This is a genomic window from Kitasatospora sp. NPDC093679, from assembly GCF_040683455.1.
Lineage (GTDB): Bacteria > Actinomycetota > Actinomycetes > Streptomycetales > Streptomycetaceae > Kitasatospora > Kitasatospora arboriphila.
The window spans coordinates 1-21,771 of the sequence record NZ_JBFBDW010000061.1; the positions used below are offsets into that span (position 1 = coordinate 1).

Consider the following 21,771-nt stretch of genomic DNA (forward strand, 5'->3'; position numbering starts at 1 on the left):
GTTCTCGGCCTCGTTGTAGGTCGGGATGATCACCAGCACCCTGCCGAGATCGGCGAAGGTGGTCTCCTCAGGGGCAGTCACGGCACAGCCTTTCGGGTCGGCGGCGGGTCACGGACGGCCCGGCGCGGGTGCCGCACCGGCCGCCGGGCGGCGGACCAGGAGCGACACCGTCAGCCCGGGGACGTGCCGGACCTCGGCCGGGACGAATGCCGTCCGCAGGGCCCGGGCCTGTTCGCCCGGGAGTCGCTCGTACGGATCGTCGCCCGTGCCGATGGTAACGACCCAGACACGCTTCTCGTCACCGACGCAGGTCACGGGCACCGGGCATTCGACCGCGAAGAGGTCGTGGGCGGCCGCCGCGCTCTCCCGGACGAAGAGCTGCCGGGGGCGGACCCCGGCGGGCAGGTAGTAGGAGACGGCCGGGCCGACCATCATCCAGTCCAGGTCGCCGCCGACCGCGACCAGTGCGTCGCCCGGTGCGTACCCGGCCGCCACCAGCCGGGCCGCCCCGCGGTAGTCGGTGTCGGTGTGCGAGGCGGCCGTCCGCAGCACCCGCTGGTGGTCCAGGCCGAGCCAGGCCGGGACGGCGGCCGCCGCGGCCACCAGCAGCACCGCCGCCGCGGCCGACACCGCGGCCGGCGCCCGGCGGACGGGGACGGGCCGGCCGAGCAGCGCGGCCAGGGCGCCGATCCCGCCCCCGGCGAGGGCCGCCCAGAGCGGCACCGTGAAGAGCAGGTAGCGCGCCAGGAAGAAGGAGGTGCTGCCGAGCCGCGACACCCCCCACACCGCGCCGACCGGGAGCGAGGCCGCGAGCAGCAGCAGCGCGGCCGGGCGCCGGGAGCCGCGCAGCAGCAGGGCCGGCAGCGCCATGGCCAGGAACGCGTACAGCACCTGGTGCGAGCCGAACAGGTCCTGCCAGACGAACCGCAGGTCACGGACGGTCGGCGCGGCCAACCAGGACAGCTGGCGGCCCGACTGCAGCCGGCCGAGCGCCATCACCGGCAGCACGGGGGCCACCCCGGCGGCCACCGCGAGCGGCCACTGCCGGAGCACCCGGCGGGCGTCCGGCCGCAGGGCGGCGGCCGCCACCATCGGCAGCTGGCCGACCAGGCAGGCCAGCGAGACGAGGTGGAAGACCCCGGCCACGCCGGTCGCCAGCGCGTACCAGGCCCAGCGGTCGGCGGTCGGCCGCTCCAGCGCCCGCAGCAGCAGCCAGGTCGCGGCGGCCACCGCACAGGCCACCACCGCGTAGGCGCGGGCCTCCTGGGCGTAGCGGGAGATCTGCGGCACGGTCGCCAGCAGCAGGCCGCCGGCGAGTCCGGCGACCGGCGAGGCGAACATCCGTCGGGCGATCAGCGCGGTGAAGCAGGCGGCGCCGGCGACCGCCAGGGCGGACGGCAGCCGCAGGGCGGCGGGTGAGTCGCCGAACAGACCCGTCCAGGCGTGCAGCAGGACGTACGAAGCGCCGTTGCTGGCATCGACGTTGGCCAGCATCGCGAACAGTCCGCGCAGCGGCCGCCCGGCGGCGCTCCAACTCGACACCTCGTCGCGCCACAGCTCGGGCACACCGATCCCGGCGAGGCCCACGGCGAGGGCGACCAGACCAGGCACCAACCAGAAAAGCTCTTGTCGGATTATCTGTACGTATCTACTCATCAGCTGCCAACCCGGACATAGCGGCCGGGCCAGAATAGCCAGTTCCCGCCCTCGGCACCTGCCACCGCACACGATCTCCGAGCGCCGGATCCGCTAGTCTGTCTGCCGTCGGCCGAACACCGCCCGCCCCACCGCAGGCAGTCGGCAGGCCCCGCCTCAGTGGGATCTGCAGGAAATTGGATCGCCGCAGATCAGGGCGAATGCGCTGGGAGGCCGCCGAACGCGCCAGGGCATTTTTCCCAACGATTTTCCAGGTTCGCGCAGGTCACGCCAGGCCTCACGCCGTTCATCGGCTGCCACTCGGAGCCTGACTGAAGTGCCTCAGCCCATCCCTTTGGGTGCGCCAGCTCGCCCATCCGACGACCCAGAAGTCGCTACTCAAATAGCAGCGCGTGAGGCTTGAGATGTGACCCTCCACGCTGCCCCTTGGGTGCCCTGGCCCCGCTCCGACCGCCGCGCGTATCTCCTTTACTGGACGACCAGCGCTGACTCCTGCTGTGTGGCGGGTGCTGCGGCGGCTGGACCGTCCCGCAAGTCCGCATGCTGAGCGGAGCACAGTTCATGGAGTCGGCTGTCCGGCTCCTGGATGAGCAGTTCGGATTGTCGAATCCACGTCTCGGCTCCGTCTACGGATTCTGGCAGTCGCGCGCCGGCGACAACTGGGAGTTCGGCCGCGTGACGGCGGCACGTGTCTTCATCGTCCGCATCAGCGACACCGAGGGGGCGGCAATCGAGCAGAGATCCCCCACGCACTCTCGATGGGGTGTCGCAGACCTGCGAAGACGGAGGCGGGAGATCCACCCTGAGGGCATCGCCCTGCTGGCCACCGGATACATCGAGGGGCGGATTCCCGGCGGGCCCATCTCTCTTTGTTGAGCGCCTGCGAGTTGTGACCCTGGTTGCCGGGGCCGGCACTTCATCGGGGCGTCAGAACTGCTCGACTTCACTCCCAACCCACGTGGTATTACCTGCGCCTGCTTCGTCTGCTCCAGCAGGCGCAGGAGCGAACTGGACGACGGCTACTGGTGATTACTCACCCCGGAGGAGCCAAAGGCGGTGTCCGCGTTCTCGCCACCCCAGCCGGCCGGGCTGCGCCAGATGACATTGACGCGGAAGACGTCACGAATCGTGTCCACAGACCAATCCTCGACGGGCGGTTCGGAGAGAACGAGGTAGAGACCGTCGGCCGGCGCGGGCAGCGTGTGGTTGATCTCGAGCAGGCGGGTCGCGCCCGATCGCAGGTCCGCATAGGTGGAGCAGCCTGCCCCCAGGGCCTCGTAGAGGAACAGACCATGCTTGGTGACGCAGCTGACGTCGACGACCGAGGAGTCGGCCGGCTGGAGGTCCGCCCAGAGAAGTGATGCCTTCAGCGCGTGGCGGACCGCCTCGTGCTTCTTGCACGTACGGTCGGCCCCAGCAGCCGCTTCCAGTGCACGGAGGAAACCGTCCTTCGTGGTCGCAGCCGGTGTTGCGGCGATGGTGTCCGCGGTGGTCATCTGCACTTCTTCCTTCTGGTCGGGTTGCGTCGGGGCGTCGGGGACCGCGCCGTCGGAGTTCGGCGTCGTGCAGAAGCGCTCCTGGAGTTCTCGCCGCGCTACAGCAAGAGGTCCCGCCCAGCCGGAAGCTGCCAACCCCTCCGCGAGCCGGCCCACGTCGAAAGTGCCCTCCTTGAGCGCGCGGTTGGTCGCCGCGGCGAGGTCGCGAAGAACTCCGAGTCGCTCTCTGCCCGGGTCGCCGAACAGGTGAAGCACGTCGACCCAGTCGGCCTGGTCTCGCCGGAGGATGCGGTTGGCCATGCCCTGGAGTTCGGAGAGACGGCTGCGGGCGTCAGGAACGTCGCCGTCGCTCTCGGCCAAGTCTCCGAGAACATCCAGTGCCGCGAGGTAGCGCCCTGCCATCCGCTCCGAAACGGGCGACCGACCGCGCTGGTCGGCGGTGAGCACCGTCTGGGTTGTCTCGTTGGCAAACACCCAGCAGTCCAGCTTCTCCCCCCGCAGCGGGGGAACCGATCCATGGCGGACGGTGAGGACGAGCGGTCGGTCGATCACCGGTGACAACGGCTTGACCTTGTAGCGACCGCCCGGGGCCCGGTCCACGACCTCGACCCGGACATCGGTACCGATCCGGGGAAGCCTTCCGACCTCGGCGCCCTCCGGCTGGGCATCGGGCACCGTCGGTGCCTGGGCGTCCCCGGAACCGGTGAGCACCTCCGGCAGCGGGGCGGTGTGCAGAACGGTCAGACTCTGGGTGCTGCGGGTGAGGGCCACGTACAACTGGCGCAGCCCGGCGGGGCCGCGGTCGGCGATCGTGGCGGGCTCGACAACCAGGACGTGGTCGTACTCCATGCCTTTGACCTGCGCCGCGGCCAGCACGGAGACAGCCTCGCCGTTCCGCTCACCGATGTCACCGTTCTCGGCGATCCTGCGGCTGATGGCGTCCAGCCAGTCCGAGTCGTCGGGAACGATGACGGCCACGGAGCGGGGGGCGCTGCCATCACTGGTGTCCATGAGCCGGGCCACATGGACGACGGTGTCGTCGAGCAGCTTCCACGGCTCGGTCGCCACGGTTCGTACGGCGTCCGCTCCCGCCTCGCGGACGGCCTGCGGGTACGGCAGGGCTGGCGCGATCGTCCGTGCGAGAGGGGCGACGAACTCCATGATCTCGGCGGGGACACGGTAGCTCGTGGTGAGCTGAGCCACCCTCCAGTCGCCGTGGTCGGAGAGGAGCGCGCCGAGCAGGTCCCAGCTTGTCGGGATGTGGGCGCCAGTCGCCTGCGCGAGGTCGCCCAGGACGGTCATGGAGCCGCCCACAGCACAGCGCCGCCGCAGGGAGCGGGCCTGCATGGGGGTGAGGTCCTGGGCCTCGTCGACGACGATGTGGCCGTATCGCGGTGGGGTGTCGCCGCTGATCAGGACGCGGAGCTCTTCGAGGCAGACATGGTCGTCGAGGGTCCACGGATCGGCGTCGGCGCTGGCGGCGCGGGCTCGCAGCAGGGCCGCCTGCTCGTCCTCGTCGAGGAGGCCGTCGGCGCAGTCCCGCAGAAGGTCGGCCGAGTCGTAGAGGCTGCGCAGGGCCTCCCGGGGGCCGGGGGACGGCCAGACGCGTTCGACGAGGCGCTCGACCCGGCGGTTGCGCTCCAGGTCGCGGCGGATCGTGCCGGCCTGCCCGCGGCGCGGGGCGATGTCGGCGAGCTCCTGGAGAAGCCGGTCGACGAAGAGGCCGCGGAAGCGGTCGCGCCGCTCCCGGAAGGGCCCGTCGCCGGCGTGGGCTCGGTCGAGGAGGGCGAGGACCTCGGACTTCGGCACGCGGAGGGTCGTACTGCCGGCGGTGACGACGATCGCGGGCTCATCGCCCTCGAAAGAGGGATCGACGGTGAGTGCATCGAGAGCCTCAGGTCGGTAGTCGTTCTCGATGCGACGCCGTAGGACGGCCGCCATGCGCTCGTCCGACTTCACGAGACGCGCCTTCGGCGAATCGGCACCGAGAATCTCGCCCTCCCACAGCCGGTCCAGCTGGACGGCGTTGACGTTCCGGGTGCCGAGGGTTGGGAGGACCTGTCCGACGTAGTCGAGGAACCGTTGGTGGGGGCCGATGACGAGGATGTCCTGGGCCTTGAAGTGCTCGTTGTTGACGAGCCAGGTCACCCGGTGGAGACCGACCGCCGACTTGCCGGTACCAGGGCCGCCCTGCACGACGAGGATGTCCGACGGGGAGCCGGTGACCAGCTCCATCTGGTCGCGGCGGATGGTCTCGACGATGTCCCGCATCCGGCCGCCGCGCGACCGCTGGAGCTCCCGAAGCAGGAAGTCGTCCGGCTGGAGCCCCTTCCGCAACTGGCGTCGTACGACATCGCCGGGGCTGGAGGCCGACGTGTGCCCCGGTGCGGGGGGTGTGTCCTTCTCCTTCGTCGCGCTGTCGTCGGCGGCCTGCCGGGGCTTCGGTATGGTGGCGGGCTCGTGTTCGGCCGAGGGCGCGGGAACGGGCGTCGGCAGGGAGATCTCGTCGAAGTAGCTCTCGACGATCCGCTGTACGCAGCGGAGCTGTCGGCGCAGGACCACCTCGCCCGGGTTCTCGGGCCGGGTCTCGATCCACTTCTTCGCCAGCGGACTGGTCCACAGCAGGACCACCGGCTCGTACTCCGCGTCGTGCACGCCGCGGCGCCCGATATACCAGGGACGGGGTTCTCCTCCCGGGTCTTCCGGCGCATCGACGCGGGCAAAGACCAGGGCTTCGTCGCCGAGCCCTCCGTAGGCCTTTGCGCGAGCCTCCGCCTCGGCCCGGTTGGCGATTCCGTCCTTGCCGCTCGCCGAGGCGGTGGCGGCCGAAGTGCCGCCCAGTTCTGCCAGTTTCGTGGTGTAGCAGTCGTACGCGTGGTCCACCGCCCGCTGTTCGCCGGCGAGGATTTCGTCCCGAGTGGTGGTGCTCATGTGCGTCCTCCCTGCGGTGCCGGGGGACACCGCCGCGGGCATGTGCCCGCACCTCGCTGAAATAGCTATTGCAAACCAGATGATGACGAATAGTCATTGGATTAATCGGTGGCGGGCAGTGCTCAACACCGACCTGACTGGCCGGCAATTCACCTCGCCCCTACCTGGGATGCAGCTGAGCGATGCCCGACCACCACGGCGTCGGGCTGCCGGTCGCCCCCGCCGATGCCGGTAGGACGCGGTGGCCTTGGAGGACAGCTCCATCATGCACACCGGTCGCGGCGGCGAGGGGGCGCAGCCGACTCCGCAGACGACCCGCCGGGGGCATGGGCCGGCGGCCATCACTTACGTGGTGCTGGCCTGGGGGTCGTCGTCCCGGTCGGTCGCCAGTGCCGCCGGCAGCGGCAGCCCGTACTTGTCGCACAGGAACCGGGTCTGGCAGTACCGCTGGGCGTCGGCGGCCACGCTTCCGAGGACCGCCGAATTCATGCCGGCACCGACGAGGACGCCCACGAATGGCACGACCTTGGCGACGTTCTTGACGGGTACCCTGGAGCCGGCCGGGCCCAGTTGCTGCATCAACTTCTCAAGGGCGGCCAGGAGGCGGTGGTCCTGGCGGAGCTTTTGTGACCAGTTCACGCGCCCCTTGACCGCGTCCGCTGCCCGTGCGACGTCACGCAACGGCTTTGCTTTGGCCGCCTGGGTCATGAAGGACCGCTGTACAAGGCGTTCAATGAAGTCCTGTTCCTTGGGGTCCTTGGCGTCATAACCGTAGGAGTATGCGATGCGCGCTGCTATCGACGTGCTCAGAACCTGGATGACGAGGATGTCGGCGGTCATCGCGGCGGGGATGCCGGCTACGGGGACCATGGCCAGCAGACCCATGGCTCCGCCTTCGAATGCACCGGCGGTCCGCCACTTGAGGGTGTTGCGGGTCAGCAGCCGGTCGCAGACTTGGAGGTCCTGCTGCCGCAGTTCATAGAAACTGTCGATTTCGAAGCCGTGCTTGCGGGCGAGTTCCTCAACGCTCTTCGGGTTGTTGAGATCCATGGCCCAGTCGTTGACCAGCTCGAGCAATGCTGCCGCGCCTGCGATCGCCGGCCGCACGGCCGTGTCGGCGACCGCGTCGCCTGCGCGACGGATCGGTTCCGCGACCGCCTCCGGCACAGCGTCCTTGACTCGCCTCACGGCGTTTCCCGCGACCTCACCGGTACGACCGAGCGCGGCGCTTGCCCAGTTCGGCAGACCACGGCGGTTGTTACGGCGCTGCCAGTGCTCATTGAGCGTGTCCCATACCTGCCCCTCGTACGCGGTCATCGGGGTTGCACCGTCGACCAGTGGGTCGGCGTAAGTGCTCATTGGGGTTCTCCATTTCGACTGTGATCACTGGGTCCACGATGTCTTGCCGATCGACACGTGGGTGAAGCCGCAGCAGTGCGGGGAAGGTGTCCGACATCGACGGCACCGGCCACCTGCGGGTGGTAATTCGCCTCTGCCGCCAGGCAGTAGTCAGGCTTCGTGATCCTGGTTCTCTTGAGGCAAGGGCAGGTCCTGGGGTTCGTTGAGGTGTCCGTACACCGTCGGCCAGGACAGATGAGGGCTCTTGTCGTCGAGCCCTCCGTACGCCTCGGAGCGGGCCTCCGCCTCGGCCTGATCGGCGATGACGTCCTTGCCGCTCGCGGATGCGGCGGCCGTCAGACCGCTGATCAGTTCGGCGAGTTTCATGGGGTCGCAGTCGTACGCGTGGTCCACTGCCCGCTGTTCGCCAATAAGGATCTCGTCCCGAGTGGTGGTGCTCATGTGCGTCCTCCCTGCGGTGCCGGGGGACACCGCCGCGGGCATGTGCCCGTACCCCGCTGAAACAACTACCAGAAACCGGATGATGGCGGGCAGTCAGTGGGCCAGTTCTCGGACGAGGTTGCCGGCCTCGGTCCGCCAGGCCCGTACCTGGTCGTACGTGGGCCCGAGCTCGTACAGGTGGTAGTGGCACCCCAGACTCAGCCGGGACCAGAGGGCCTTTGCCCGTCGCGCCGTTTTCGTCGGCGCGACGGAGTGCAGGAGGAGCAGCTTGGCGCGCCCCGTGGTGCGGGACAGACCGGGCGTCGTGGCTTCCAGTACCTGGTCGACGCAGAGCTCCAGCGCGGTCCGCAGCGCGAGACAGGCGCCGCGGTGCCGGCCAGCGTTGGTGGCGCCCGCGAGTTCGCCGTCGAGGAGGCGGTCGGCAGTAAGCAGCAGACCTTGGACGGAAGCAGGGGAAGCGGTGGTCATGCGGTCACCTCCGGCTTGCGGATCTTCTGTGCCAGGTTCTCGACGTCCGTGACGAAGCGGTGGGGGGCGGGGATCCAGGTACCGTCGGGATGGGCTCCCTTCTGGCACTGCTGGATCAGGAAGCAGGCCGGGCTTCCGTAGCGGCGGCGCACCTCCTCCTTGACGTCGTTACCACGCTTCACGTCGCCGAAGAGGGCGAAGGCCGCGACCTCCTGGAACCTCTCCGCACTGTCGATCGCGGCCTGGAGGTCGTGCTCCGATCCGCCGGTGCGGTGGTGGCGGATCCACGCGGCCTCCAGGAAGGCGTTCTCCAGGGCGATACGGCACAGGCCGGGGAGCACGTGGCTGTACGTCTCGGAGGGGAGGCCCGGGGTGGCGGCGATGGCCCGGGCGTCGCCGATGGCCTGGGCGACCGGGTCGTCGACGCGGTCGACCTTCACCCGGGACCTCTCGCCTCGTGTCACCTGGAAGACCGTGACAGGCAGCTCCTGGTCGGTGAACGCCTTCTGCAGGCGGGGGTCGTGCGTGAAGACGATGATCTGCCGGTGCCTGCCGATCTCGTGCAGCACCTGGGCGAGTCCGTGCACCTTGGTCGGGTCCATGGACTGCACGGGGTCGTCGATGACAAGGAAGCCGAACGGGCTGTCCGCGGTCGTGGCCCTCGGCAGGAAGAGGGAGAGCGCGAGGGAGTGCAGCTCCCCCTGGCTCATGACGTCGAGCGCCGGGGCGTCCTGGCCGTCGACGGAGGCCGCCATGACGAGCTTGCGGACGTTCGCCTTCTCGCTGCCCTTCAGGCTCACCGCCGTGAGGTCGACGTTGCTCTCCTGCCGCAGGCGCTCCCAGATGCCCTGGGTGGCGTCGGTGAAGCGCTCCATGCGCTGCTCCCGCAGCTCGGTGGAGAGGTCCTTGAGCCACTTGACCGCCTTGCGGATGTTGCCCAGCAGAGGCTTGTTCCGCTCGGTCTCGCGCGCCTTGTCCGCCCAGGTGGCGAGCCGGATGACGAGCGCACGCCACCGCTCGTCGCGCTCCTCCAGCTCGCGGGCCGCATGCCTCCTTACGGTGTCGCAGGCGTCAGTGAGGACCGCGGCGGCCTCCTCGGCGCTCCTGGCGAGCTCGACGGGGTCGGTGATCTGCCGGCAGTCGGTCCACACCTTCCACGGGCCGGCCAGAGCCACGGGGATCCGCTTGGGGTTCTCGATGAGGTTCTGGAGGTTCCGCTCACCTGTCCGTACGGCGTCCCGCGCGTCTTCGGCGGTCTTCGCCTCACGGCGCAACTCCGCCACCTGCCGAGAGGCGCGGTCGTGCCACTCCCGTCCGAGGACCCGTTCCGTTCCGCACGCCGGGCAGACGTCGTCGTCGGGATGCCGGTCGGCGTGGGCGAGGGCCTTCTCCAGCAGGTCGGCGCGCAGCCGGGCGTTCTCGGCGTCGGAGCCGTGGAGGTCTTCCACGTCGGCAAGGGCGATCCGCAGCTGCTGGACGGCCTCCCCGACCTCCGCCAGGTCGGGCCCCTGCGCCCCGGACTCGATCTGGAGCTCGGCGAGTCGGCTGTCGTCGGCCGGGGGGAGACCGGCGACGAGCGCGTCGATGGTGTCGAGGTCCAGGGCTCCCGGGGTGTCCACGGCGAGCAGGGCCTGTACGGCGCGGTCGTCGTCCTCCAGCGAGTAGAGGGCCTCCTTCAGGCCGGGCAGGGCGTCCCTCGTCTCCTTCGCAGTGGTGGCGAGGGCCTTCTCCCGCGCGCTCAGCCTGTTGGTCGCGGTGGAGAGCAGGTCCATGCCGAGGATGGCGGCGATTGCGTCGTACCGCTCGGACGGCTTGCCGGTGAGCATGAGGTCGAGGTCGGTGTACGAGAGGAAAGGCCGGTGGTCGGCGAGGGCCGTGTCCCAGCCGGCTTCGGCCAGGGGGACGGTTCCGTGACCGGGGCGCTTGAAGGTGCCCTCGGAGCTGCCGAACTCCTCGCTCGTCCAGGTGCGGGTGAGGGTGCTGTTGCCGGTGTCGCCCTCGATCGCGAGCTTGAGCTCGATCTTGGGGCTGTCGGCGTTGTGGAGGTTGGACCAGTGGCCGCCGCGCGTGGCATCCTGACCCGCCCGGTGGGCCCGGGTGCCGGTGAAGCCGACCTCGATGGCGTCGGCGAGGCTGGACTTGCCGGAGCCGTTGCGGCCCACGACGAGGTTGACGCCGGGGCGGGGGCTCAGGCTCAGCCTGGCGCGGGGGCCGATACCGCGGAAGCCGTTGACGGCGAGGGAATCGAGGTAGACGCGCCCGGAGGGAGCCGACGAAGCGGCGGTGCCGGCGGCGTCGCTGTCGAGTGCTTCACGCAGAAGGGCTTTGACGGGTCCGGGGAGGGCCGACTCGGCCAGGCGCTTCGCCACCGTGTCGGCGAGGGGGAGCGCGGTCTGCTGGTGCTGTTCCTTCTCGGTCACGAGGGCCTCCTGCATGGTGTGGCGGCGTTCGGCGGTGTCGATGCCGCTTTCTGACAGGAGGAGACGATAGGGAGGAGGCAGGCCATAAAGCCTTCAAGAAGTTGATAACTAGGGTTATCAACTTTCCTTCTTTCGAAGCGAGTTGATGGCCTTCAGTCGGTACCTGGCTGGCGGGGGTATGCGGGTCATGGCGAGCTCCGCTTCGGGGAGGGAGCTTGTCAGTCGTGCAAATCGCTGAGCACTATCAGTCTGATAAGGGGGGTTATCAGGCAGATCATCGATCTAACGGCGATTGACGGTAGGCTTCTGCCGTCCGCTCACCGAAGCTGTCGCGGCGGACACGAATCCGCGGAAATCCGTGAACGCCCACGAAAGCCCAGGAGAGGGGGACCGATGAGTAGTCCGGCGCTGGTCGACGGCTCTCCCATCCTGCCCGGTCTGCTGTCCTGGCGTATCGGATACGCCGAGATCGCCGCCCTCGCGCAGGTGAAGCGGCCCGTCCCCACCACTTGGAGCCGGCGCCACCCCGACTTCCCCGCACCAGTGACCCGCGAGGGTGGCAGCCCCCTCTTCGACGTCCGGGAGGTCGTGGACTGGCTGATCCGGACCCACCGCGGCAACGCCGAGCCCCGGCGGCTGCGGGCCGAGGCGGCTCTGCACACCCTTGCCGCCTGGCGGTCCTTCGGCCTCTCCGCCCCCGTCCTGGTGGGCGCGCTGACGGCCCTGATCTGCCTGCGCCAGCAGCGCGACGCACCGGTCGGGGGGCAGGTCTGGAACGACCTCCTCGACCAGGCCGCGAGCCTCGACGCGGAGGACGCCTTCCTCCTCTCCGAGCTGCAGGCCGTCCCCGACCCGGACCGCCTGGGCCCGGCCCTGGGCGCGCTCGCCGACGAGCTGACCGAGGCCGCCTACACCCCCGCCGAAGCCTTCGACTGGGTCCTGGAGGCCCGCCGCCGCCTCGGCTTCCACGACCTGGCGGCTGACGAACCCACCCCGGCGGTGGCTCGCGCCCTCGCGGCCCTGGCCGGCGTCGACACCCTGCCCGACGAGTCCGTCCTCGCCACTCCGTACGCCCGCAGCGGCGACCTGCTCGCTGCCCTGCACGCAGCCGCGCCGGAGGACGCTGGCCACACCTACCTCGCGGCCGAGCCTGACCCGACGCTCGCCCGTCTCGTCCGCCGCCGGATGCTCGTCCGGGGCGTGTACGAGTTCTCGCTCGATGTCACCGAGGGCGAGGAGCTCTCCGCGGAGGACTGGGGCGACCCCGACGTACTGGTCTGCGCTCTTCCGTACGAGGCGGGCGAGACCCGCAGCGCACGCCAGGTCCTGGAACGGGTCCAGGACCTCACCGACTACCTCGGCGACGGCTCGACGGCGGTCATCCTCGGCCCGGCCGACGGGCTGGTCCGACCCCTGCCCCGGCACGGCGACGCGGACCGCCTGCGCCGCTCCTTCCTCGACGAAGGCCTCCTCAAGGCGGCGATCAGCCTCCCCGACGGGGCCTTCGCCTACCGCCCCGGCTACCGCACTGCTGTCTGGCTTCTGTCCCGCACCCCTGAGGAGGAGCGCACGGGCCTCGTCCTCCTCGCTGACTACTCCGCCCAGCCGCTCACCGAGCTGGTCTTCGACACGCTCGCCGAGGACATCGCCATCTGGCGAGCCTCTGAATGGCGCGGGGATCGCCGCCACCGGCTCCGCCACGCGGCCGTCGTACCGGCGAGGGACCTCGACGACAGGCCGGGCTCCCCCTTCACTCCCGAGCACCGCTCGCCCGAGGCCCGGCACACACGGGCCGTCATGGAACGCCCTGCCCGCATCGCCGACGCGGAACGACACCTCGCCGAACTTGACGAGCGGGCCACGCGTCGGGTTACCGGCGACGGCCCGCTGAAGACCGGGGCCGTACTCCGCTCCGAAGACCAGCCGGTCCGCCGTACGACGGTCGGCCGGCTCCTCAAGGACCGCCGTCTGCGCCGCCGCCCCGGTCACCGCATCGCCCCCGAGCACCTCTCGACCGATGGCCACTATGCGGTGATCGGGCCGGAGGAGATCCTTGGCACCTCACGGTTCGGCAGCCGCCGCATCGACCGGGGCCTGGTCCTCACGGCGTACGAACACGTCCAGTTCACCGAGCCCGGCGACCTCGTCGTCACCACCAGCCCACGCTTCGGCGTCCACGTCGACACCGAGGGCCTGTCGGTCGTCGTCGCCCCCGCCCGCGTCCTGCGCGCCCATCCCGACGCCGACCCCCCGGTACGCCCTCGGGTCCTGGCAGCGCTGCTGCGGGCCGCCGCTTCCGACCGCGGCCGCACCAGCGGAGCCGTACGGGCCTCGTACGGCATCGAGGACCTGAGCGTTCCCGATCTTGGGCGCGAGGAGCTGGAGCGGTACGAGGCCGTGCTCGCCGAGATCGAGCGCCGCGCGGAGCTGCTGCGGCAGCAGTCCGAGGCCCTCGATGACCTGGCCCGCATCACCGCCGCTGGCATGGCCGACGGCACCTTGACGATCCAGAACCTGCCCGAACTTCCCGAAATCGCCGGCTGAAGGAGACGACCCACCCCATGCCCCCGCGCAAGAAGAAGCCCACCGAGCAGGAGGAGCTGTTCAGCGCCTCCACGCCCAAGGAGATCCAGGCGATCCTCTGGAAGGCCGCCGACAAGCTGCGCGGCTCCATCGACGCTGCGCAGTACAAGGAGTTCGTCCTTGGCCTGATCTTCCTGAAGTACGTCTCCGACGCCTTCGAGGAGCGCCGCAACGAACTGGCCAAGGAGCTCGCTGAGGACGGCATCTCCGAGGATCAGATCGGGGACTTCCTGGAGGACCGCGACGAGTACACCGGTGCCCACGTCTTCTGGGTCCCGGAGACGGCCCGCTGGTCGTGGATCGCGGCTAACGCGAAGAGCCAGGGAGTGGGCAAGCTCCTCGACGAGGCTATGGATGCGGTCATGCGTGAGAACGCCGCCCTGACCGGCGTCCTCCCGAAGATCTTCAACCGCGACAACATTGACCAGAAGCGTCTGGGTGAGCTCGTCGACCTCATCAGCGACGCGCGCTTCGGCGGCGGTGAGGACAGGCCCGCGCAGGACGTGCTCGGCGAGGTGTACGAGTACTTCCTTGGCAACTTCGCGCGCGCGGAGGGCAAGCGGGCTGGAGAGTTCTACACACCCCGATCCGTTGTCCAGTTGATCGTCGAGATCCTGGAGCCGTACGAGGGCCGGGTGTACGACCCGGCGTGTGGCTCAGGCGGCATGTTCGTACAAGCAGCCAAGTTCATCGAGGCCCACCGGGGCCGCGGCCACAAGGCGGACATCTCCGTCTACGGCCAGGAAAATATCGAGCGTACCTGGCGTCTGGCCAAGATGAACCTCGCCATTCATGGCATCGACGGCAACCTCGGCCCCCGTTGGGGCGATACCTTCACCGACGACAAGCACCCCGATCTTCGGGCCGACTTCGTCATGGCCAACCCTCCGTTCAACTTCAAGGACTGGGACAGGGACGAGGGCGACCCGCGGTGGAGGTACGGCGTCCCCCCGAAGAACAACGCCAACTACGCGTGGCTCCAGCACATGGTCTCGAAGCTGGGCGAGCGCGGTACGGCTGGCATCGTCCTGGCGAACGGCTCGATGAGCTCCCAGTCGAGCGGCGAAGGCGAGATCCGCCAATCAATGGTGGAGGCGGACCTGGTGGCGTGCATGGTGGCGCTGCCGTCCCAGCTGTTCCGTACGACGCAGATCCCGGCGTGTCTGTGGTTCCTGGCGAAGGACAAGTCGCCGCAGGGGGCGAAGGGCCTGGCGGACCGGCGCGGGGAGATCCTGTTCATCGACGCCCGCGAGATGGGCGAGATGGTCGACCGCACGGAGCGTGCGTTCACCAGTGCGGACCTCGCGAAGATCGCGAGCGTCTACCACGCGTGGCGGGGCACGGAGTCAGCGAAGACCGAGGGGCTGACGTACGAGAACGTACCGGGCTTCTGCTTCTCGGCGAGCCTGGAGACGGTGCGGGAGCACGGGTATGTGCTGACGCCGGGGCGGTATGTGGGTGCCGTCGAGGCGGAGGAAGAGGACGCGGAGGATGTGGCAGAACGGATTGCCACGCTGACGGAGGAGCTGTTCGGCCTGTTCGAGAAGTCAGCAGAGCTGGAGAAGACGGTTCGGGAGCAGCTCGGGAGGGTCGATGCCTGAGACGTTGACGATTGCGCAGCTCATGCAGCAGGGAGCACTTTCCTTCGGCGATGGCTATCGCACGAAGAAGTCCGAGCACGGCCAGCCAGGGCTTCCGATCCTGCGGGTCGCAGAGGTGCATAACGGATCCATCCGGCCGGAATTCTCCGACTATGTGAGCGACTCGTATCGGGGCGCCATGGGTGCGAAGGTGTCCCAGCCCGGTGACATCGTTCTCACCACCAAGGGTACGGTTGGCCGCGTCGCGGTCATTCCTGATGATTCCCCTCCGTTCGTCTACAGCCCCCAGGTCTGCTACTTCCGCGTCAGCGAGTCGGGCGCGCTGGATCGCCGCTTTCTCTACTACTGGTTCAAGGGGGCCGAGTTCTGGAGTCAGGCGGGGCACCGCAAGAGCCAGACGGATATGGCTGACTATCTGAATATGGCGGACATTCGATCGCTGTGCATCACCATTCCCGATCGGAGCCAGCAGAAGTCGATCGCGCGCATCCTCGGAGCACTGGACGACAAGATCTCTATCAACGAGCGCATCGCCACCACAGCCGAGTCTCTCTCGATCACTCTCGCGTCTGGCGAGTCCCGGCGAGAAAGTATCCGTCTCGATGAGATCTGCACACTCCGGAAGGTGCAGATGGTGCCGCAGGAACTTACGGACGACGCCGTCGATCATTACAGCCTTCCGGCATTCGACGCCAGCAAGCTTCCCGATCGGGTATCCCCGGAATCGATCAAGAGCAGCAAGTTCACGGTATCCGAGTCGGCAGTCCTGCTGTCGAAGCTGAACCCGGATATCCCTCGGGTATGGAATGTCGAGCCGAGCCCGGACGTCCCGTCGCTGGCATCAACCGAGTTCCTGGTCCTGGTGCCTAGGGGTCCCCTGACCACACATGAGTTGTGGGCAGTCACCAGCCAGCGGAGTTTCCTGGACGAGCTGGCATCAAAGGTGACCGGCACGTCCAAGAGCCACCAGCGAGTCCGCCCCGCTGAGGTCATGGCGACGGAGGTTGTCGACCCTCGTCAGTTCGGTGACACGGGACAGCAGATCCGGAGCCTGGCCCGCAGAGCGGCGCTGGCACGACAGGAGTCCCAGGCCCTCGCCACCCTCCGCGACACCCTCCTCCCCCAGCTCATGTCCGGCCGCCTCCGGGTCAAGGACGCTGAGAAGATTGTCGAGGACCACGTATGACCGGCATCCCCGACGACAGACAGAACCACCGTCCCCGCGAGTCCGACTGGGAGCTCCTCGCCCTCGATGAGCTGGCCGAGCTCGCCTGGGAGCCCAGCCCCGGCAATGAGTTCGCGGTCGGCTCGGGCCACCGGAAGTCGTGGGACGACCTGATCCTTTACCCGGACCTCCGGGACGCGATCGAGCGGCTCAACCCGGAGCTGCCCCCGGATGCTGTCCGGGACGCCGTCGGTGTCGCCGCGACGCCGACCTCCCAGGACACGTACGAGGAGAACCGGACCGCGCACGGCTTCCTGACCGCCGGCATCCGGTCCGTCACGTACACCGATGCCTTCGGGGCAGAGCACAACCCCACCGTCCGGGTCGTCGACCTCGACGACCCGGACGGGAACGTGTACCGCGTGCTCAACCAGGTGACCGTCATCGACGGCGAAAAGCGCCGCCGCTTCGACGTCGTGCTGTACGTCAACGGTCTGCCGCTCGCCGTTCTGGAGCTGAAGCGCGCCGGCGACGAGGACGCGACGCTCCAGGACGCGCACACCCAGGTCACCCGCTATGTAGAGGAGTTCCCGACCGCGTTCCGGTACAACACCGTTGTCCTCGTCTCGGACGGGATCACCGCCAAGTACGGCACGCCTTTCACCCCGTACGAGCACTTCGCGCCGTGGAACACGGACGAGCTCGGCGAGCGCGTCGACCTGTTCTCCGCCGAGGGCATATGGGACTCGGGCCAGAACCTGGCCCTGCACGGGCTGTTCACCCAGGACCGGTTCCTCACCCTCGTCAAGTCCTTCATCAACTTCGTACCGTCGAAGCGGATGAAGCGGGTCGCGAAGCCGCACCAGTACTACGCCGTCACCCGCGCCGTCGAGGCCGTACGCGTGGCCGCCGCGAGCGACGGGAAGGCCGGCGTCGTCTGGCATACGCAGGGCTCAGGCAAGTCGGAGGAGATGGTCCTCACCGCCACCATGGTGATGAAGGACCCGGCTCTCTTGAACCCGACCGTCGTCGTCATCACGGACCGCACGGACCTCGACGACCAGCTGTACTCGACGTTCCTGGAGAGCGAGATCCTTCCGGAGGCGCCGAAGCAGGTCCTCACCCGGGCCGAGCTGCGCGAGGAGCTCGTGGCCAAGCGCGTGGGCGGCATCCTCTTCACGACGCTGCAAAAGTTCGGGCGTACCAAGGAGGAGAAGGAGTCCGGCGCGGACCATCCGCTCCTCTCCGACCGCCGCAACATCGTCGTCGTCGTCGACGAGGCGCACCGTAGCCACTACGACAACCTTGACGGCTACGCCCGCCACCTGCGCGACGCGCTCCCGTCCGCCACCCTCCTCGCCTTCACCGGTACGCCGATCTCCGAGGCCGACCGCAACACCCGAGAGGTGTTCGGCGACTACATCGACGTGTACGACCTCAAGCGGGCCGCCGACGACGGCGCGACGGTCAAGGTTTTCCACGAGAGCCGGGTCATCCAGCTCGTCATGGACCGGGACGTCGACCCGACGACCATCGACGAGGAGGCCGACCGGATCACCGAGGGGCTCGACGACGTTGAGCGCCGCCGGGTCGAGCAGGCCGTTGCCACGATGAACGCGATGTACGGCGCGCCCGCCCGCATCCGGGACCTCGCCGCCGACCTTGTACAGCACTGGGAGACGCGCCGTACGGCCATGCAGCCGTTCGTCGGCGTCTCCGAGACGGGCGGCGCGCCCGGCAAGACGATGATCGTGTGCGCCACCCGCGAGATCTGCGTCAGCGTGTACGACGCCTTGCGCGAGCTGCGGCCCGAGTGGCACAGCGACGAGATCGACAAGGGCGCGATGAAGATCGTGTTCTCGTCGAACACGCGCAAGGACTCCGACCGGCTCCTCGCCCACGCCCTGAGCGACAGCCGCCGCAAGGCCGTCATCAACCGGGCCAAGGACCCGGAGGACGAGCTCCAGCTCCTCATTGTCAACAACATGCTGCTGACCGGCTTCGACGCGCCGCCCGTCCACACCATGTACCTGGACCGGCCGCTCAAGGGCGCCGGCCTGATGCAGGCCCTGGCCCGAGTCAACCGCCGCTTCCGGGGCAAGGAGGACGGCCTCCTTGTCGGGTACGCGCCGCTCACCGAGAACCTCCAGCGGGCGATCGCCGAGTACACGGACGCCGACCAGCAGGACCGCACGCTCGGCCAGGACCTCGACCGGGCGCTGGACGAGCTGCGCAACGAGTACGACATCCTCAACGACATCCTGCGCGGCCTCGACTGGCGGGCCCGGCTGGACATCCCCTCCAAGACGGCATTCATCGACGCCGCGCTCCGGGCTGCGAATCACCTGCTCGACCCGGCCACCCCGGGCAACAACCCCGAGAAGCTCGACGACCCCCGGCAGACGCTCGGCCGGCGCTACCGCGAGCACTCCCACCGCCTGGAGCGCTTCTACGCGCTCTGCGGAAGCTCCACGGACATCGGCGAACGCTTCCCGGACCACCCGACCTGGCGGCGGGACATCCAGTTCTTCGTCGAGGTCCGCGCCTACATGGCGAAGATCGACGCGATGAACCGCGAGGCCCGCGGCCTCCCTGTCGCCCGTGACGTCGAGCTGTACCTGGCGCAGCTCACCTCCTCGGTCGTCGAGACCAGCGGGGTGACGGACCTCCTCGCCGAGGCCGGCCTGGAGACCGCCGACCTGACGCACCTCAACGACGCGCTCGTCGCGAAGCTCCAGAGCAGCGAGACCCCGCATCTGGCGGCGGAGGCCCTGCGGCGGCTCATCGAGCGGAAGATGCGCGAGGTCACCCGGCACAACATCGTCCGCCGGACCACGTTCTCGGAGCGGCTGCAGGACCTCATGGTCCGGTACATGCGGCAGCAGTGCACGAGCGCGGAGCTCATCGCCAAGCTCGTGGAGATGGCCAAGGAGGTCATGGAGGACGCCCGCCGTGGCGAGAAGTTCGAGCCGCCGCTGGACTGGCGCGAGCTCGCCTTCTACGACGCGGTCGCCGACCATGGCACGGCACGCTCGGTCATGGGTGACGAGGTCCTGGCCTCCATCGCCCGCGAACTGGTCGCCGAGGTCCGCAGCAAGCTCAAGCCGGACTGGATCGCCCGCGAGCCGGTCCGCGCCCGTCTCCGCAGCGCCATCAAGCGCCTCCTGGCCCGCCGCAAATACCCGCCGGAGGAGTCCCCGGAGGCCATCGACCTGGTCCTGAAGCAGATGGAGCACTTCGCCAACGAGTGGTCCACCAACGGGGACAGGGACAGCTGAGGATGTGAACCGTCGGCCACGTCCGCGTCGGCCCAGGTCGTCGTACGAGGTGGTCGGCGGTCCTTCCTAAGCCGGTCGAGAATTCTTTCGACCGGTGTCGGCAGCCCGCCTCAGCCTCGCCCCGGCAGGCGTGGTGACGCTTTCCTGCGGACACGATTCTGATCTCCCGACGCAGTGCGAACACCTGCCGGAGCCCGCACCCACCTGACCGAGGATCTGGTGACTGCACCACACAGGGGCTGGATCCCCACACCTCTGGTCAGGCTCTGGACAGGTTGAGCGGCAGCGCCCCGGCGATTGCGATGGAGGGAAACACTGCGCGGCAGGCGGTGCGAAGAGTGCCAGACAACGCTGGCATGATGACCTGCCACGGACACAGGTCCCGGTGCTCGCCTTGAGTTCGCCAGGCGGGCATGCTGAGCCGGGCCCCACGAGGCGCTCCCGCCCCGTCCAGCCGTAAGTAGAGACCTGGCGACGTCACCTACCCCGCGTCATGCGGTGCGCTCGAGCCTTCAGCGGACGCCCCCTCCGCCTCGTCGCTGTAACCCTCTGGGGCCTCGCCAGGGGCAGGGATGCGCCACTGCACGTGATCGGGCCACAGCATCACGCCGAGGGCTCCTTCCAGGTCGATCACGGTCAGTGTGTCAGCCCAGACTGTGCCGTTCAGAACGTTGGCGATCACCTGTCGATTGACCCCGCTCCTGCGGGCGAGAGCATTGGCGCTCAGTCCTTGGTCAGCCATCGCCTGCGCGAGTCTTCGAGCGATGGCCTGAGCGACGAGGGCTCCACGGTGCGGCTCCATCATGGCGTTCGGCCATTCGCCGCCGACCACGTATGTGTTCGGCCTCTGCGCACGTCTCGTTCCTCCAGGCACCAAACAAGTGTGACGGAAGGGCGCTCGGAATGCGGACCCACCTAACCCATGCTACTGATATAGCACCCTAGTGAGAGTGAATAGAGAGAGGGGAATCTTCGGCGACCTTCGTGAGCGCCCGCGCCGCACCTCGCTCTGGGTGGCCACCTCAAGCGGTGCACCCACACGCGTCCGCGGATGGCGCGTCAAGCTCACCGCCAGCGCTGGCGTCGATCAAGTTGTTGGAGTCACGTGACAGCTAAGGGTCCGTCACCTGCTCCTGGACTGCCAGCCTGACGTTCAACTCCGTCCGCTGGCAAAGGCGTTACTTCTATACAAGATCCATAGTTCGCCTGCGCCAGCCGTCGCCCGTGTTCTACGCTGCGCACGCGCCAACTCTCGCACGGCACCTGGAGGAAACCTTGGCCAGCAACGGCCACCGCTCGGTACACGCCGAGCCGGCGAAACCGCTGCCTCACCCCCGCGTGCCGGCCTCGACGTATTGCGACCTGATCTCCACGGCAGGAAGGTTCACCGAGCAGTTCCATGTCAGCGCGCTGGACGAGGCGACTGACCTCGGTCCATGGCGGATCGGGATCTCTATGAAGTTCCTGGCCGACTGCGGCTTGGTCTCGAAGATCTCCGCCCGGGGCATCTACCAACCGTCGCGGAGCGCTCAGGAGATCACCCGCGCCTGGGCGATCGGCCGTACGGAGGGGCTGAGTGCTCTGCGCGCGGACTGGCAGAACCTGTGGTTCGTGCGATCTGCACGGGAGCGTCTCGAGCAAGGATCCGCACCCCGGGTCGCGCTCAGGCTGAAGTTCCTTCGCCAGGTACGAACCCGCGGTCACGAGAAGGCAGTCGATCGGCTCCTTGATCTGATGGTCGCGACAGGTTTTCTCATCGAGGAGCCCGACGGTCTCGTCCGGTGGTACGAGCAGGACTCGACTGACTCTGGTAGCACGACAGCGCACAAGGGGCCCACCGCGGAGGCTGGTCTGGGGCAGCACGCCACCGCCGAGCAGTCTCAGACAGGCAAGCCGACCAGCGCCGCCGGATCTTCATGCCTTCCGGGCCCCGAAGCCGACACCCCTGGCGGTTCGGACCAGAACGAGTCGACCATCCCCGGCCCCCGCAGGGAAGGGGAGTCCGGCCCCCGCCCGGGCTCCGACGTGGACGTCGAGAAGCTGCTGTCGGCACATCTCGGCATGGGTGAGGCGTGGCACATGAATCCCGACGAGGCCTCCGCGGTCCATGACCACGTGACCGGGCTGGTGGCTGTGTTGTCTGCCGTGAGCGCTCGCGCGAAGAGGAGCGAGGCCCCCCTGAAGGCCGAACTCCTCGTCCCTCTATGGTCACTGGCCACCATCGCGGCGATGGACCGTGGCGCCTGGCTCGACACCCATCGGCTGATCCAACAGCTGGGTGCCTCCGCGCCGCTGCGAAAGGAGTCCATGAACAACTGAGAGCTGGGTCCGGAGGCGCTATCTCCTTGGCCGGTTCGGCGCCTCCGGACCCTC

13 protein-coding genes are annotated in these 21,771 nt (G+C 68.7%); 6 read left to right on the top strand and 7 right to left on the bottom strand.

The features are described from left to right. Positions 1–108 precede the first annotated feature (108 nt). Positions 109–1,611 (bottom strand): glycosyltransferase family 39 protein, encoded by a 1,503-nt coding sequence (locus tag AB0O09_RS33095; protein WP_363548403.1) that lies wholly within the window; start codon positions 1,609–1,611, stop codon positions 109–111. 606 nt (positions 1,612–2,217) lie between these two features. Here AB0O09_RS33095 and AB0O09_RS33100 point away from each other — a divergent pair. Continuing rightward, positions 2,218–2,532 (top strand): hypothetical protein, encoded by a 315-nt coding sequence (locus tag AB0O09_RS33100; protein ID WP_363548347.1) that lies wholly within the window; start codon positions 2,218–2,220, stop codon positions 2,530–2,532. A gap of 143 nt (positions 2,533–2,675) precedes the next feature. Here AB0O09_RS33100 and AB0O09_RS33105 read toward each other — a convergent pair whose 3' ends face one another. From AB0O09_RS33105 to AB0O09_RS33125, 5 genes are all read right to left on the bottom strand, one after another. Next, positions 2,676–6,083 carry an ATP-dependent DNA helicase gene (locus AB0O09_RS33105; RefSeq protein WP_363548349.1) on the bottom strand — a complete coding sequence of 1,136 codons (3,408 nt, stop codon included), beginning with the start codon at positions 6,081–6,083 and terminating at the stop codon, positions 2,676–2,678. 345 nt (positions 6,084–6,428) lie between these two features. Next, the gene (locus AB0O09_RS33110; RefSeq protein ID WP_363548351.1) at positions 6,429–7,442 is read right to left on the bottom strand and encodes an EcsC family protein; all 1,014 of its coding nucleotides are present in this window, start codon (positions 7,440–7,442) and stop codon (positions 6,429–6,431) included. Positions 7,443–7,592: 150 nt separating this feature from the next. After that, positions 7,593–7,883, bottom strand: coding sequence for a hypothetical protein (locus tag AB0O09_RS33115; protein ID WP_363548353.1), 291 nt, complete (start codon positions 7,881–7,883; stop codon positions 7,593–7,595). A gap of 93 nt (positions 7,884–7,976) precedes the next feature. Beyond that, positions 7,977–8,351 carry a hypothetical protein gene (locus AB0O09_RS33120; protein WP_363548355.1) on the bottom strand — a complete coding sequence of 125 codons (375 nt, stop codon included), beginning with the start codon at positions 8,349–8,351 and terminating at the stop codon, positions 7,977–7,979. After that, positions 8,348–10,771 carry an AAA family ATPase gene (locus tag AB0O09_RS33125; protein ID WP_363548357.1) on the bottom strand — a complete coding sequence of 808 codons (2,424 nt, stop codon included), beginning with the start codon at positions 10,769–10,771 and terminating at the stop codon, positions 8,348–8,350. The genes AB0O09_RS33120 and AB0O09_RS33125 overlap by 4 nt, the downstream gene beginning before the upstream one ends. A gap of 393 nt (positions 10,772–11,164) precedes the next feature. On the opposite strand from AB0O09_RS33125, the gene AB0O09_RS33130 reads away from it, so the two are divergent. Genes AB0O09_RS33130 through AB0O09_RS33145 form a run of 4 tightly spaced genes read left to right on the top strand, consistent with a single transcriptional unit; the run spans position 11,165 to position 19,398 of the window. Continuing rightward, on the top strand, positions 11,165–13,315 hold the full coding sequence (locus AB0O09_RS33130; protein ID WP_363548359.1) for a hypothetical protein: 2,151 nt from the start codon (positions 11,165–11,167) through the stop codon (positions 13,313–13,315). Between the two features lie 17 nt (positions 13,316–13,332). Further along, positions 13,333–14,955 carry a class I SAM-dependent DNA methyltransferase gene (locus tag AB0O09_RS33135; protein ID WP_363548361.1) on the top strand — a complete coding sequence of 541 codons (1,623 nt, stop codon included), beginning with the start codon at positions 13,333–13,335 and terminating at the stop codon, positions 14,953–14,955. Then, a complete protein-coding gene (locus AB0O09_RS33140; protein ID WP_363548363.1) occupies positions 14,948–16,141 on the top strand; it encodes a restriction endonuclease subunit S in 1,194 nt (397 codons plus the stop codon). Before AB0O09_RS33135 ends, AB0O09_RS33140 begins: the two co-directional genes overlap by 8 nt. Next, a complete protein-coding gene (locus AB0O09_RS33145) occupies positions 16,138–19,398 on the top strand; it encodes a type I restriction endonuclease subunit R (protein WP_363548365.1) in 3,261 nt (1,086 codons plus the stop codon). The genes AB0O09_RS33140 and AB0O09_RS33145 overlap by 4 nt, the downstream gene beginning before the upstream one ends. Positions 19,399–19,879: 481 nt before the next feature. On the opposite strand, the gene AB0O09_RS33150 is transcribed toward AB0O09_RS33145, so the two are convergent. After that, on the bottom strand, positions 19,880–20,203 hold the full coding sequence (locus tag AB0O09_RS33150; RefSeq protein ID WP_363548405.1) for a helix-turn-helix transcriptional regulator: 324 nt from the start codon (positions 20,201–20,203) through the stop codon (positions 19,880–19,882). A gap of 470 nt (positions 20,204–20,673) precedes the next feature. Between AB0O09_RS33150 and AB0O09_RS33155 the strand changes: the two genes are divergently transcribed. Continuing rightward, complete coding sequence (locus tag AB0O09_RS33155) at positions 20,674–21,717, top strand: hypothetical protein (RefSeq protein WP_363548367.1); 1,044 nt, start codon at positions 20,674–20,676, stop codon at positions 21,715–21,717. Positions 21,718–21,771: the final 54 nt, after the last annotated feature.